This window comes from Halomonas shengliensis, assembly GCF_900104135.1.
Taxonomy (GTDB): Bacteria; Pseudomonadota; Gammaproteobacteria; order Pseudomonadales; family Halomonadaceae; genus Halomonas; species Halomonas shengliensis.
On sequence record NZ_FNIV01000006.1, the window covers coordinates 161,411 to 174,385 of the forward strand.

A 12,975-nucleotide genomic window follows, 5' to 3' on the forward strand; every position below is an offset into this window, starting at 1 on the left:
GTGTGTTTATACAGTAGTCGATGCCCCCTCACAATGCACGAACGACGGGTCACCAATCGTCACGCCTTGAGTTCCGCGGCGGCGTCCCCATATAGCGGGCAGAACTGTCTTTCGACCCCCATTCACGTTGCACCGGCGGCCAGGGGCCGCCGCATCCCTTGCAGGAGAGACCCATGGCCAAAGATCCGCAGACCCCGCTGGACGACGAGCTCAAGCGCCAGGAGGAAGAGGCGGAGCCCCAGGTCGAGCCCGTGGAGGGCGAGCTTGCGGACGCCGCCGAGGCGGCCGACCAGGCGGAAGCGGCCGCCGTCGAGGGCGGCGACAACCCCGAGGCTGAGGTACTGGCGGCCAAGGTCGAGGAGCTCGAGCAGAGCCTCGCCGAGGCCAAGGACCAGGCCCTGCGCACCGCCGCCGAGGCCCAGAACGTGCGCCGCCGCGCCGAGCAGGAGGCGGAGAAGGCGCGCAAGTTCGCCCTGGAGAAGTTCGTCAAGGAGTTGCTGCCGGTGGTCGACAGCCTGGAGAAGGCGCTGGAGGCCATGGGTGAGGAGGCCAGCGAGGCTCACCGCGAGGGCGTCTCCATGACGCTGAAGATGCAGCTCGACGTGCTCGGCAAGTTCGGCGTCGAGGTGGTGGAGCCCGCCGGCGAGCCCTTCGACCCGCAGTACCACGAGGCCATGGCCATGGTGCCCAACCCGGATCTCGAGCCCAACAGCGTGATGGAGGTGGTCCAGAAGGGCTACCTGCTCAACGGCCGCCTGGTGCGCCCGGCCATGGTGGTGGTCAGCCAGGCCGCCGGCTGAGCAGCAACAAATCCCGGCCGCGGGGCTTGAAATGCGCGACGCGGCCCCCAGATAGACGGCAACCCCGCGGCGCAGGCCGCAACGACTCCGAATACACCACACGACTTTCGAGGATTTCCTATGGGACGCATCATCGGAATTGACCTGGGTACCACCAACTCCTGTGTCGCCGTGCTCGACGGCGACAGCGCCAAGGTCATCGAGAACGCCGAGGGCGCGCGCACCACGCCCTCCATCATCGCCTACACCGAGGACGGCGAGACCCTGGTGGGCCAGGCGGCCAAGCGCCAGGCGGTCACCAACCCGCAGAACACCCTCTACGCCATCAAGCGCCTGATCGGCCGTCGCTTCAAGGACGACGTCGTCCAGAAGGACATCAAGATGGTGCCCTACACCATCGCCGAGGCCGACAACGGCGACGCCTGGGTCGAGGTGAAGGGCAAGAAGCTGGCACCGCCGCAGGTCAGCGCCGAGGTGCTCAAGAAGATGAAGAAGACCGCGGAGGACTACCTGGGTGAGGAGGTCACCGAGGCGGTCATCACCGTGCCGGCCTACTTCAACGACAGCCAGCGCCAGGCCACCAAGGATGCCGGCCGCATCGCCGGCCTCGAGGTCAAGCGCATCATCAACGAGCCCACCGCGGCGGCGCTGGCCTACGGCATGGACAAGTCGCGCGGTGACAAGACCATCGCGGTCTACGACCTGGGCGGCGGCACCTTCGATATCTCCATCATCGAGGTGGCCGACGTCGACGGCGAGACCCAGTTCGAGGTGCTGGCCACCAACGGCGACACCTTCCTGGGCGGCGAGGACTTCGACCTGGCGCTGATCAACTACCTGGTCGACCAGTTCAAGAGCGACAGCGGCATCGACCTCTCCGGCGACAACCTGGCCATGCAGCGCCTCAAGGAAGCCGCCGAGAAGGCCAAGATCGAGCTCTCCAGCGCCCAGCAGACCGACGTCAACCTGCCCTACATCACGGCAGACAACACCGGTCCCAAGCACCTCAACGTCAAGGTGACCCGCGCCAAGCTGGAGTCGCTGGTCGAGGAGCTGGTCAAGCGCTCCCTCGAGCCGTGCAAGACCGCGCTCAAGGATGCCGGCCTCTCCGCCTCCGAGATCGACGACGTCATCCTGGTCGGCGGCCAGACCCGCATGCCCATGGTGCAGAAGTCCGTCGCCGACTTCTTCGGCAAGGACGCCCGCAAGGACGTCAACCCGGATGAGGCGGTGGCCGTGGGTGCCGCCATCCAGGGCGGTGTGCTGGGCGGCGACGTCAAGGACGTGCTGCTGCTCGACGTCACCCCGCTGACCCTGGGCATCGAGACCCTGGGCGGCGTGATGACCCCGCTGATCGAGAAGAATACCACCATCCCGACCAAGAAGACCCAGACCTTCTCGACCGCTGACGACAACCAGACCGCCGTGACCATCCACGTGCTGCAGGGCGAGCGCAAGCAGGCGGGCGGCAACAAGTCGCTGGGCCGCTTCGACCTGGCCGACATCCCGCCGGCGCCGCGCGGCGTGCCGCAGATCGAGGTCGCCTTCGACCTGGACGCCAACGGCATCCTCAACGTGTCCGCCAAGGACAAGGCCACCGGCAAGGAGCAGTCCATCGTCATCAAGGCCTCCAGCGGCCTCTCCGACGACGAGATCGAGCAGATGGTCCAGGACGCCGAGGCCCACGCCGACGAGGACAAGAAGTTCGAGGAGCTCGTCCAGCTGCGCAACCAGGCCGACGGCATGGTCCACGCCGCGCGCAAGACCGTGGAAGAGGCCGGCGAGCACGCCAGCGACGAGGAGAAGGAAGCCATCGAGAGCGCCGCCAAGGAGCTCGAGGAGGCCATCAAGGGGGATGACAAGGACGACATCCAGGCCAAGCTCGACAAGCTGACCGAGGCCTCCGGCAACCTGGCGCAGAAGATGTACGCCGCCCAGGCCGAGGCCGGCCAGCAGGCGGGTGGCGAGGCCGGCGACGCCGGTGCCAAGCCGGAAGATGACGTGGTCGACGCCGAGTACGAAGAAGTCAACGACGACCAGAAGAAGCAGTAACCACGCATCTGAACCACGGATGACGCCAGCGCGGGGGCCAGACTCCCGCGTTGGTGTTTCCGAGGGACCGCGACGGAGGCGGACAGACCCATGTCCAAGCGCGACTATTACGAGGTACTGGGCGTAGAGCGCGGTGCCGATACCAAGGAAATCAAGAAGGCCTACCGACGCCTGGCCCAGAAGTACCACCCCGACCGCAACCCGGACGATGACAGCGCGGCGGAGAAGTTCCGCGAGGTCTCCGAGGCCTACGAGGTGCTCTCCGACAGTGAGAAGCGCGCGGCCTACGACCAGTTCGGCCATGCCGGGGTCGACGGCCAGGCCGGCGGCTTCGGCGGCGGTGGCTTCGGTGGTGCCGGGGCCGGCGGCTTCAGCGACATCTTCGGCGATGTCTTCGGCGACATCTTCGGCGGCGGCGGTGGCCGGCGTCACCCCAACGCCCCGCAGCGCGGCAGCGACCTGCGCTACAACCTCGAGCTCGACCTCGAGGATGCCGTGGCCGGCACCAACGTGGACATCCGCGTGCCGCGCCATGTGGAGTGCGAGCGCTGCGACGGCGGCGGCGCCGAGCCGGGTTCCAGCAAGGAGACCTGCCCGACCTGTAACGGCATGGGCCAGGTGCGCATGCAGCAGGGCTTCTTCGCCGTGCAGCAGACCTGCCCGACCTGCCACGGCTCCGGCCAACACATCAAGGTGCCGTGCCACAAGTGCCACGGCGAGGGCCGGGTGCGCGAGACCCGCACCCTGTCGGTGAAGATCCCCGCCGGGGTGGATACCGGCGACCGCATCCGCCTGAATGGCGAGGGCGAGGCCGGCATCAACGGCGGCCCGCCGGGGGATCTCTACGTGCAGGTGCACCTCAAGCCGCACCCGATCTTCCAGCGCGACGGCCGCAACCTGCAGTGCGAGGTGCCGATCAACTTCGTCGACGCTGCACTCGGTGGCGAGCTCGAGGTGCCCACCCTGGGCGGCCGGGTCAAGCTCAAGATCCCGCCCGAGACCCAGACCGGCAAGCTCTTCCGCCTGCGTGGCAAGGGCGTCAAGCCGGTGCGCGGCGGCGCCCCGGGCGACCTGATCTGCAAGGTGGTGGTCGAGACCCCGGTGAAGCTCAACGAGGAGCAGAAGGAGCTGCTGCGCCAGTTCCAGGAGAGCCTGGGGGGCTCCAACAGCGCCCACCACTCGCCGAAGAAGAGCGGCTTCTTCGACGGCGTGAAGAAGTTCTTCGAGGACATGAAGCCCTAGGCGGCATCACCCCTCGAGGAGCACATGGCAGGGCCCCGGCATCAAACAGATGCCGGGGCCCTGTCGCGTTCAGGTGTGGATGCGGCGCACTCAGCGCCGCAGCTGGTCCAGCCGCCAGGCCAGGGCGTCGCGATCCGGCTGCCAGCGCGGGTCGCGGGGCAGCACCAGCGGCTGGCGATCCAGTTCGCACAGCCAGCGGCTGTCGGGCACCAGGGCATCCACGCTGGGGCTGACATGCCAGCGCTGGTCCGGGCCGGGGGCGATCAGCAGGTTGTCCATTGCCCAGTGCAGGTTGGGGGTCAGCGCGATGCCGTTCACCGGGCGGTCGTCCTGGCTCTCGGCGAAGGGCACCAGGTGGGCGGCCTCCACCAGGTAGCGGTAGTCGGGGGTGATATAGCGCAGCCGGCTCGCCGCGCAGCGGTAGTCGTAGGCCTCCAGCACCAGCGAACGGAAGGCGGCGGAGCGGGCCCTGGCCTGTCTCGGGGAGTCGCCTTCCGGGCCCTTGAGCCGTTCCGGCGCCTTTTCGTAGGCGCCGCTGGCGAAGGCGTCTTCGAGGTAGTCATGCAGCCTGGCCTGGGCATCCGGGCTCCAGGAGAAGTAGCGGGCGACCAGGTGGGCGCCAGCCTCGCGGGTGGCCTCCTCGCTGGCGAGGCGTGCGTACAGTTCCGGATGCAGGCTTGCCGTGTCGAAGCGCTTGAGCAACTGGTCGAGGGATCCGGGGGCGCCCAGCTGGTCGGCGACCTCCGCCAGGGCAGGGGAAAGCGCCGGTTGCCAGAGTGACCCTGCCTCGCCGTCAGGGCCCCTATCGCTGGCCAGGAACCACAGCGGCAGCCAGGGGCGCGCCTCGCGACGGACGCCGGCGGCGAGCTCATAGAGGTCGTGATAGCGAGCGACCAGTCGGTCATCGATGGCTACGCGAGGCGAGGTGATATGCCCCGCCTGGATCTCGCAGAGGATGGCCAGCAGCAGGCAGGGCTTGTTGGGAGCCGGCCTGCCCTTGCTGTGGCCCACCCTGAGTCTCGTCAGGCACGCCAGCGCCTTGTCCATCGGGTCCCTCCCTTTCCCGGGTGTCGGCGGTTCACGGTATCACGTCGCCAGTGCACGGTTGAAAGATGGTGCTTGGCGGCGGCAGTGCTGTCGTCATAGTCTGGAGGCCCGACATTCCTGCAGGAGAGTAGCGCCATGCCCATTTCACGCGCCGAACTTCCCGCCGACGATGCGGCGGCCCTGATCGACCAGCTGTGCCAGCGCTGGTCCGGTGCCAAGGAGCTGGATCGCGCCGGCGACCCGGTGCGCGTCGAGTTCGACAACGGCACCTGCTACCTCCAGGCCAAGCCGGACAAGCTGATGGTGGTGGTCGAGGCGCTGGACGACGAGAGCCATGATGCCCTCGAGCGCGACGTGGACCACGCCCTGGATGCGCTCAAGGGGGTGGAGCTGGATATCATCTGGGAGGCGTGAGCGGGGCGGTTTCCCCGCGTGGCGCCCACCTCGGCATGCTGCTGTGGGCGGCGCTGGTGGGGCTCTCCTTCCCCGCCGTGGGGCTGATGGGGGAGCTGCCGCCGCTCTCGCTCACCGCCCTGCGCTTCGCCATCGCCTGCGCCGGCCTCTACCTGCTGGCGCGGCGCTCGCCCGCCTTCCTGCCCGCCCCGCGCACCCTGCCGCTCTACGCGCTGATGGGGCTGTGCCTGGCGGGCTTCTTCTCGGCCATGTTCTGGGCGGCGCACCACACCACCGCCCTCTCCATGGCCACCCTGCATGTCACGGTGCCGCTGCTGGCCTTCCTGCTGGGGCGGGGGCTGCGTGTCGAGCGCCCCGGTTGGCGCCTGCCCGCCATCCTCGCCCTGGGGGCCGCCGGTGCGCTCGCCATCGCCGTGGCGGAGGCGTGGCAGCAGGGCGGCCGCCTGGCCTTCGGCAGCGGCGAGGCGGTGTTCTTCGCCGGCTGCATCGCCACTGCGCTCTATCCGGTGCTCAGTCGCTGGGGGCTGGCCCGGGGGGTGCTGCCGGAGTCTGCGGCGGTGCGCACCTTCTGGAGCCTGGGGCTCGGCGGCGTGCTGATCGGCCTGGCGGGGCTTGCCGTGGAGCCGGTGGCGCGGCTGGCGACGATGCGCCCCCTCGACCTGGCGCTGCTGGTCTACCTGGGGCTCTGCTCCAGCGCCCTGACCTTCTGGCTGATGCAGCGCGCCACCGCGGCGCTGACGCCGGGGGTGGTGACCGCCTACGGCTACCTGGTGCCCTTCGTCTCCATGCTGCTGCTCTTCGCGCGCGCCCCGGAGCGGATCGGCTGGGAGTGGCTGCCCGGCAGCCTGGCGGTGCTGGCCGCCATGGCGCTGTTGATGCGCCGCGATGCGGCCACGACGTCGGCCGGCTAGCGCCCGCTCTGGTATACTGCCGCCCATTCTCGAGCCGCTACCCTTCTACAGGAGTCCACATGACGCGTATCGCCATCGTCGGTGTCGCCGGCCGCATGGGCCGCACCCTGGTCAACGCCGTGCAGCAGGATGAGGGCGCCACCCTGGCCGGCGGCGTCGTCGAGCCCGGCAGCTCCCTGGTGGGTGCCGACATCGGCGAGCTGGCGGGCGTCGGCCGGCTGGGGGTGAGTGCGGTGGATGATCTGGCGGCCATCGTCGACGACTTCGATGTGCTGATCGACTTCACCGCGCCGCGGGTGACCCTGGCCAACCTGGCGGTGTGCGCCGCGCACGGCAAGCGCATGGTAATCGGCACCACCGGCCTCTCCGACGAGGAGCTGGCAGAGCTCGACGCCTTCCGTGAGAAGCTGCCCTTCGTCTTCGCGCCCAATATGAGCGTGGGGGTGAACCTGACCCTCAAGCTGCTGGAGACGGCGGCCCGGGCGCTGGGCGACGAGGGCTACGACATCGAGGTGATCGAGTCCCACCACCGCCACAAGGTGGATGCCCCCTCCGGCACCGCGCTGAAGATGGGCGAGGTGGTGGCCGAGAGCCTGGGCCGCACCCTCAAGGAGCATGGCGTCTTCGAGCGGGTGGGGCAGTGCGGGCCGCGCACCGACAAGGAGATCGGCTTCGCCACGGTGCGTGCCGGCGATATCGTCGGCGAGCATACGGTGATGTTCGCCACCGAGGGCGAGCGCATCGAGATCACCCACAAGGCCTCGAGCCGCATGACCTTCGCCAAGGGCGCGGTGCGCGCGGCGCGCTGGGTGGCCGGCCAAGGCAACGGCCGCTATGCCATGCAGGATGTGCTCGGTCTCGACTAAAGGGGTAGTCGAAGGGCGCGGTTTCCTGTAATATCCCCAAAATTTTGGCCGGGCGCACGGGCGAAAGCCCCCTTCAACAGCGCTTGTTGCTTCGGCCCAGGCATTCCGAGCGAATGACAACAAGCGGGATGAAACCGGTCTAGCCATCGGGTTCGTCCCGCTTTTTTGCGGCCCGGCGAACGGCATTGACGAGCTGTCTCTTTACACTTGGGAGGACCTAGCCTTGAACAGACCCGCGATACTGGCCCTGGAAGATGGCAGCGTGTTTCACGGCACGGCCATCGGCGCCGATGGACAGACCAGCGGTGAGGTGGTGTTCAATACGGCCATGACCGGCTACCAGGAAATCCTCACCGACCCCTCCTACACCCGACAGATCGTCACCCTCACCTATCCGCATATCGGCAACACCGGCGTCAACGCCGAGGATGTCGAGTCCGGCGCCATCGCCGCCGCCGGCCTGGTGATCCGCGACCTGCCGCTGCTGGCCAGCAGCTTCCGCTGCGAGCAGACCCTCTCCGACTACCTCAAGGGCCAGAACGTGCTGGGCATCGCCGAGATCGATACCCGCCGGCTGACCCGCATCCTGCGCGACAAGGGCGCCCAGAACGGCGCCATCCTGGCCGGCAGCGAGGCCGAGGGTGAGGATGCCGAGGCCCGCGCCCTGGCCGCCGCCCGCGCCTTCCCGGGCCTCAAGGGCATGGATCTGGCCAAGGTGGTCTCCTGCCAGAGCCCCTACGAGTGGAGCGAGGGCGAGTGGGCCCTGGGCCAGGGCTATGCCGATGCCGCCGCCGGCGAGCGCCCCTTCCACGTGGTCGCCTACGACTTCGGCGTCAAGCGCAACATCCTGCGCATGCTCGCCTCCCGCGGCTGCCGCCTCACCGTGGTGCCGGCCCAGACCCCGGCCGCCGAGGTGCTGGCGATGGCCCCCGACGGCATCTTCCTGGCCAACGGCCCCGGCGACCCCGAGCCCTGCGACTACGCCATCACGGCGATCCAGGAGCTCCTCGAGAGCGGGATCCCGCTGTTCGGCATCTGCCTGGGCCACCAGCTGCTGGCACTGGCCAGCGGGGCGAAGACGGTGAAGATGGGCCACGGCCACCACGGCGCCAACCACCCGGTGCAGGACCTCGACACCGGCCACGTGATGATCACCAGCCAGAACCACGGCTTCGCCGCCGACGAGGCGAGCCTGCCGGCCAACCTGCGCGCCACCCATCGCTCGCTGTTCGACGGCACCCTGCAGGGGATCGAGCGTACCGACTGCCCGGCCTTCAGCTTCCAGGGGCACCCGGAGGCGAGCCCCGGCCCCAAGGACGTCGCGCCGCTGTTCGACCGCTTCGTCGCGATGATGCAGGACCGCCGCGGCTGATCCGCCGCGCGGCCCCGTCTCGAGTCACGTCGCCCCTCGTCACCCTTTTTCAGCGGGAAGCACCATGCCCAAGCGTACCGACATCCAGAGCATCCTGATCATTGGCGCCGGCCCCATCGTCATCGGCCAGGCGTGCGAATTCGACTACTCCGGCGCCCAGGCCTGCAAGGCGCTGCGCGAGGAGGGCTACCGGGTCATCCTGGTCAACTCCAACCCGGCCACCATCATGACCGACCCGGCCATGGCCGATGCCACCTACATCGAGCCGATCACCTGGCAGGCGGTGGAGAAGATCATCGAGGCCGAGAAGCCCGACGCCATCCTGCCCACCATGGGCGGCCAGACCGCGCTCAACTGCGCCCTGGACCTGGACAAGCACGGCGTGCTCGAGAGGCACGGCGTGGAGATGATCGGTGCCAACGCCGACGCCATCAACAAGGCCGAGGACCGTGACCTCTTCGACCAGGCCATGAAGCGCATCGGCCTGGAGTGCCCCAAGGCCAAGGTGGCCCACACCATGGACGAGGCCTGGGAGATCCAGGGCGAGCTCGGCTTCCCGGTGATCATCCGTCCCTCCTACACCATGGGCGGCTCCGGCGGCGGCGTGGCCTACAACAAGGAGGAGTTCGAGGAGATCTGCCAGCGCGGCTTCGAGCTCTCCAACAATCACGAGCTGCTGATCGACGAGTCGCTGCTGGGGTGGAAGGAGTACGAGATGGAGGTCGTCCGTGACCGGAACGACAACTGCATCATCGTCTGCGCCATCGAGAACTTCGACCCCATGGGCGTGCACACCGGCGACTCCATCACCGTGGCCCCGGCCCAGACGCTGACCGACAAGGAGTACCAGATCATGCGCGACGCCTCGCTGGCGGTGCTGCGCGAGATCGGCGTCGAGACCGGCGGCTCCAACGTCCAGTTCGGCGTGGACCCCAAGACCGGGCGCATGGTGGTGATCGAGATGAACCCGCGGGTGTCGCGCTCCTCGGCGCTGGCCTCCAAGGCGACCGGCTTCCCCATCGCCAAGATCGCCGCCAAGCTGGCGGTCGGCTACACCCTGGACGAGCTCTCGAACGACATCACCGGCGGGCGCACCCCGGCCTCCTTCGAGCCGGCCATCGACTACGTGGTCACCAAGATCCCGCGCTTCACCTTCGAGAAGTTCCCGGCGGCCAACGACCGCCTCACCACCCAGATGAAGTCGGTGGGTGAGGTGATGGCCATCGGGCGCACCTTCCAGGAGTCGCTGCAGAAGGCGCTGCGCGGCCTGGAGACCGGCAACGACGGCCTCGACCCCAAGTTTCCCGATTTCAAGCCCGGCGAGTTCACCGACGAGGCCATGGCGCACATCAAGGGCGAGCTGCAGGCCGCCGGCGCCGAGCGCATCTTCTACGTGGCCGATGCCATCCGCGCCGGGATGAGCCGCGACGAGCTCTTCGCGCTGACCAACATCGACCCCTGGTTCCTGATCCAGCTGGAGGACCTGGTGGCCACCGAGGCCGAGGTGGCCCGCCGCTCGCTCTCCGAGCTCGACGCCCGCGAGCTGTTCCGCCTCAAGCGCAAGGGCTTCAGCGACGCCCGCCTGGCCCGCCTGCTGGGGGTTGCCGAGAAGGAGTTCCGCAAGACCCGCCAGAAGGCCGGCATCCGCCCGGTCTACAAGCGGGTCGACACCTGCGCGGCCGAGTTCGCCTCGGACACCGCCTACATGTACTCCACCTACGAGGAGGAGTGCGAGGCGGAGGTCTCCGACCGCCAGAAGATCATGGTGCTGGGCGGCGGGCCCAACCGTATCGGCCAGGGTATCGAGTTCGACTACTGCTGCGTCCATGCCGCCTTCGCCATGCGCGACGACGGTTACGAGACCATCATGGTCAACTGCAACCCGGAGACCGTCTCCACCGACTACGACACCAGCGACCGCCTCTACTTCGAGCCGGTGACCCTGGAGGACGTGCTGGAGATCGCCGACAAGGAGCAGCCGGTCGGCGTGATCGTGCAATTCGGCGGCCAGACCCCGCTGAAGCTGGCCCGCGAGCTGGAGGCCGCTGGCGTGCCGATCATCGGCACCACCCCGGACGCCATCGACCGCGCCGAGGACCGCGAGCGTTTCCAGCAGATGATCGACAAGCTGGGCCTCAAGCAGCCGCCCAACGCCACCGCGCGCAGCTTCGAGGAGGCCTTCGCCAAGGCCGAGGCGATCGGCTACCCGCTGGTGGTGCGCCCCAGCTACGTGCTGGGCGGTCGTGCCATGGAGATCGTCTACGACGCCTCGGAGCTGGAGAACTACATGACCCACGCGGTCAAGGTCTCCAACGACTCCCCGGTGCTGCTCGACCACTTCCTGAATGCCGCCATCGAGATCGACATCGATGCCGTCTCCGACGGCGAGCAGGTGGTGATCGGCGGCATCATGCAGCACATCGAACAGGCCGGGGTGCACTCCGGCGACTCCGCCTGCTCGCTGCCGCCCTACTCGCTGCCCGCCGAGGTGCAGGACGAGATGCGCGAGCAGGTGCGCAAGATGGCGGTGGAGCTCGGCGTCAAGGGGCTGATGAACGTGCAGCTCGCCTGGCAGGACGGCGAGATCTACGTCATCGAGGTCAACCCGCGCGCCTCGCGCACCGTGCCCTTCGTCTCCAAGTGCATCGGCACCTCCCTGGCCCAGGTCGCCGCGCGTTGCATGGCCGGCACCTCCCTGGCCGACCAGGGCTTCACCCGCGAGATCGTGCCGCCCTTCTTCAGCGTCAAGGAGGCGGTCTTCCCGTTCAACAAGTTCCCGGGCGTCGACCCGATCCTGTCGCCGGAGATGAAGTCCACCGGTGAGGTGATGGGCTCAGGCGACACCTTCGCCGAGGCCTTCTACAAGGCGCAGCTGGGCGCCGGCGAGGCGATCCCCGCGCTGTCGGGGGACCGCAAGGCGTTCCTCTCGGTGCGCGAGCCGGACAAGGCGGGTGTTATCGAGGTGGCGCGTTCTCTGGTAACATTGGGCTTCACGCTGTGCGCGACCCGCGGTACCGCCGCCGCCCTCGAGGCCGCCGGTATCGCTGTCGAGGTCGTGAACAAGGTCTACGAAGGCCGCCCGCATATCGTCGATCTGCTCAAGAACGACGAGATCGCCTACATCGTCAATACCACCGAGGGTCGCCAGGCGATCAATGACTCCTCGGTGATCCGTCGCACCGCGCTGGCCCGCAAGGTTCCCTACGCCACCACGCTGGCGGGGGCGAATGCCGTTTGTCTGGCGCTCGAGTACGGCAACGCGATCACGGTGCGGCGGCTTCAGGAACTGCATGCAGGAGCTGCATAATATGAACAAGGTCCCGATGACCGTCGCCGGAGAGGCGCGCCTGCGCGAGGAGCTCGACCACCTCAAGAGCGAGGCGCGTCCCAAGGTGATCGCCGCCATCGCCGAGGCCCGCGAGCACGGCGATCTCAAGGAGAACGCCGAGTACCATGCCGCCCGTGAGCAGCAGGGCTTCATCGAGGGGCGCATCCAGGAGATCGAGGGCAAGCTTTCCAGCGCCCAGGTGATCGACGTCACCAAGCTGCCCAAGACCGGCAAGGTGATCTTCGGGGTCACCGTCGAGCTCCTTAACCTCGACACCGACGAAGAGGTCACCTACCGCATCGTCGGCGAGGACGAGGCCGACATCAAGCAGCGGCTGATCTCGGTCACCTCGCCCATCGCCCGTGCCCTGATCGGCAAGGAGGAGGGCGACGTGGTGGTGGTCAAGACCCCCGGCGGCGATGTCGAGTACGAGATCTCGAGCGTCGAGCACCTGTAGCCCTTCGGGCAGCGACAAGCTGCAAGGATCACGCTACAAGAAAGCCCCGCAGGCGAATGCCTGCGGGGCTTCTTCATCTCTGCGAGTCGGCAAGCTGTCCCTGCTCCTCGCGCGAAGCGCGGTCAGTGCCGCCCGTGATGCCCCTCGAAGCGCTGCACGTTGGAGAGCTTCGGGTTGGCCCGGGGGTTGTGGCGGTAGAGCAGCGCCATCTTGCCGATCTTCTGGACCAGCTCGGCGCCGCTGGCGGTGACCAGCTCGTCGAGCATGGCGCCGCGGTCGTCGCGCTCCGGCAGGGCGAGCTTCACCTTGATCAGCTCGTGGTCGGCCAGGGCCCGCTCGAGCTCGGCGAGCACGCCCTCGGAGATGCCGTTCTCGGAGACCGTGACCACCGGGTTGAGGTGGTGGCCGATGCTGCGGAATGCTTTCTTTTGTGCCTGTGACAAGCTCATGGTATCTTGCGTCTTCCCGGTTGCGCGCAGCCGCCCA

11 protein-coding genes are annotated in these 12,975 nt (G+C 68.2%); 9 read left to right on the forward strand and 2 right to left on the reverse strand.

What is annotated here, in order from left to right; genetic code table 11:
- Positions 1–173 precede the first annotated feature (173 nt).
- The 3 genes from grpE (at position 174) to dnaJ (ending at position 4,094) form a co-directional block, all read left to right on the forward strand.
- Positions 174–800 carry a nucleotide exchange factor GrpE gene (grpE, locus tag BLP95_RS10885; RefSeq protein ID WP_089679203.1) on the forward strand — a complete coding sequence of 209 codons (627 nt, stop codon included), beginning with the start codon at positions 174–176 and terminating at the stop codon, positions 798–800.
- Between the two features lie 120 nt (positions 801–920).
- Entirely contained in the window at positions 921–2,852 is a 1,932-nt protein-coding gene (dnaK, locus tag BLP95_RS10890) for a molecular chaperone DnaK (RefSeq protein ID WP_089679206.1), read from the forward strand.
- 90 nt (positions 2,853–2,942) lie between these two features.
- The gene (gene dnaJ / locus BLP95_RS10895; RefSeq protein WP_089679209.1) at positions 2,943–4,094 is read left to right on the forward strand and encodes a molecular chaperone DnaJ; all 1,152 of its coding nucleotides are present in this window, start codon (positions 2,943–2,945) and stop codon (positions 4,092–4,094) included.
- A 90-nt stretch (positions 4,095–4,184) separates the two neighbouring features.
- Here dnaJ and BLP95_RS10900 read toward each other — a convergent pair whose 3' ends face one another.
- Positions 4,185–5,141 carry an HNH endonuclease gene (locus tag BLP95_RS10900; RefSeq protein ID WP_089679212.1) on the reverse strand — a complete coding sequence of 319 codons (957 nt, stop codon included), beginning with the start codon at positions 5,139–5,141 and terminating at the stop codon, positions 4,185–4,187.
- Between the two features lie 135 nt (positions 5,142–5,276).
- On the opposite strand from BLP95_RS10900, the gene BLP95_RS10905 reads away from it, so the two are divergent.
- The 6 genes from BLP95_RS10905 to greA all read left to right on the forward strand — a co-directional run bounded on the left by BLP95_RS10905 (position 5,277) and on the right by greA (position 12,489).
- Positions 5,277–5,555: a DUF2218 domain-containing protein gene (locus tag BLP95_RS10905; protein ID WP_089679214.1), complete on the forward strand. Its 279-nt coding sequence runs from the start codon at positions 5,277–5,279 to the stop codon at positions 5,553–5,555.
- Positions 5,552–6,466, forward strand: coding sequence for a DMT family transporter (locus tag BLP95_RS10910; protein ID WP_245678739.1), 915 nt, complete (start codon positions 5,552–5,554; stop codon positions 6,464–6,466). The genes BLP95_RS10905 and BLP95_RS10910 overlap by 4 nt, the downstream gene beginning before the upstream one ends.
- A gap of 59 nt (positions 6,467–6,525) precedes the next feature.
- The gene (gene dapB, locus BLP95_RS10915) at positions 6,526–7,332 is read left to right on the forward strand and encodes a 4-hydroxy-tetrahydrodipicolinate reductase (RefSeq protein WP_089679220.1); all 807 of its coding nucleotides are present in this window, start codon (positions 6,526–6,528) and stop codon (positions 7,330–7,332) included.
- Between the two features lie 223 nt (positions 7,333–7,555).
- Positions 7,556–8,704, forward strand: a complete 1,149-nt coding sequence (gene carA / locus BLP95_RS10920; protein ID WP_089679221.1) for a glutamine-hydrolyzing carbamoyl-phosphate synthase small subunit — start codon at positions 7,556–7,558, stop codon at positions 8,702–8,704.
- A gap of 64 nt (positions 8,705–8,768) precedes the next feature.
- A complete protein-coding gene (gene carB / locus BLP95_RS10925) occupies positions 8,769–12,011 on the forward strand; it encodes a carbamoyl-phosphate synthase large subunit (protein WP_089679224.1) in 3,243 nt (1,080 codons plus the stop codon).
- Between the two features lies 1 nt (position 12,012).
- Positions 12,013–12,489, forward strand: coding sequence for a transcription elongation factor GreA (gene greA / locus BLP95_RS10930; RefSeq protein WP_023005311.1), 477 nt, complete (start codon positions 12,013–12,015; stop codon positions 12,487–12,489).
- Between the two features lie 122 nt (positions 12,490–12,611).
- Here the strand turns inward: greA and yhbY are convergent, their stop codons facing one another.
- Positions 12,612–12,938, reverse strand: a complete 327-nt coding sequence (yhbY, locus tag BLP95_RS10935; RefSeq protein ID WP_089679227.1) for a ribosome assembly RNA-binding protein YhbY — start codon at positions 12,936–12,938, stop codon at positions 12,612–12,614.
- Positions 12,939–12,975: the final 37 nt, after the last annotated feature.

Bases quoted from the DNA above. Each gene is read 5' to 3' on its own strand.
- grpE (WP_089679203.1), top strand. From the start codon at position 174: ATGGCCAAAGATCCGCAGACCCCGCTGGACGACGAGCTCAAGCGCCAG.
- dnaK (WP_089679206.1), top strand. From the start codon at position 921: ATGGGACGCATCATCGGAATTGACCTGGGTACCACCAACTCCTGTGTC.
- dnaJ (WP_089679209.1), top strand. From the start codon at position 2,943: ATGTCCAAGCGCGACTATTACGAGGTACTGGGCGTAGAGCGCGGTGCC.
- BLP95_RS10900 (WP_089679212.1), bottom strand. From the start codon at position 5,141: ATGGACAAGGCGCTGGCGTGCCTGACGAGACTCAGGGTGGGCCACAGC.
- BLP95_RS10905 (WP_089679214.1), top strand. From the start codon at position 5,277: ATGCCCATTTCACGCGCCGAACTTCCCGCCGACGATGCGGCGGCCCTG.
- dapB (WP_089679220.1), top strand. From the start codon at position 6,526: ATGACGCGTATCGCCATCGTCGGTGTCGCCGGCCGCATGGGCCGCACC.
- carB (WP_089679224.1), top strand. From the start codon at position 8,769: ATGCCCAAGCGTACCGACATCCAGAGCATCCTGATCATTGGCGCCGGC.
- greA (WP_023005311.1), top strand. From the start codon at position 12,013: ATGAACAAGGTCCCGATGACCGTCGCCGGAGAGGCGCGCCTGCGCGAG.
- yhbY (WP_089679227.1), bottom strand. From the start codon at position 12,938: ATGAGCTTGTCACAGGCACAAAAGAAAGCATTCCGCAGCATCGGCCAC.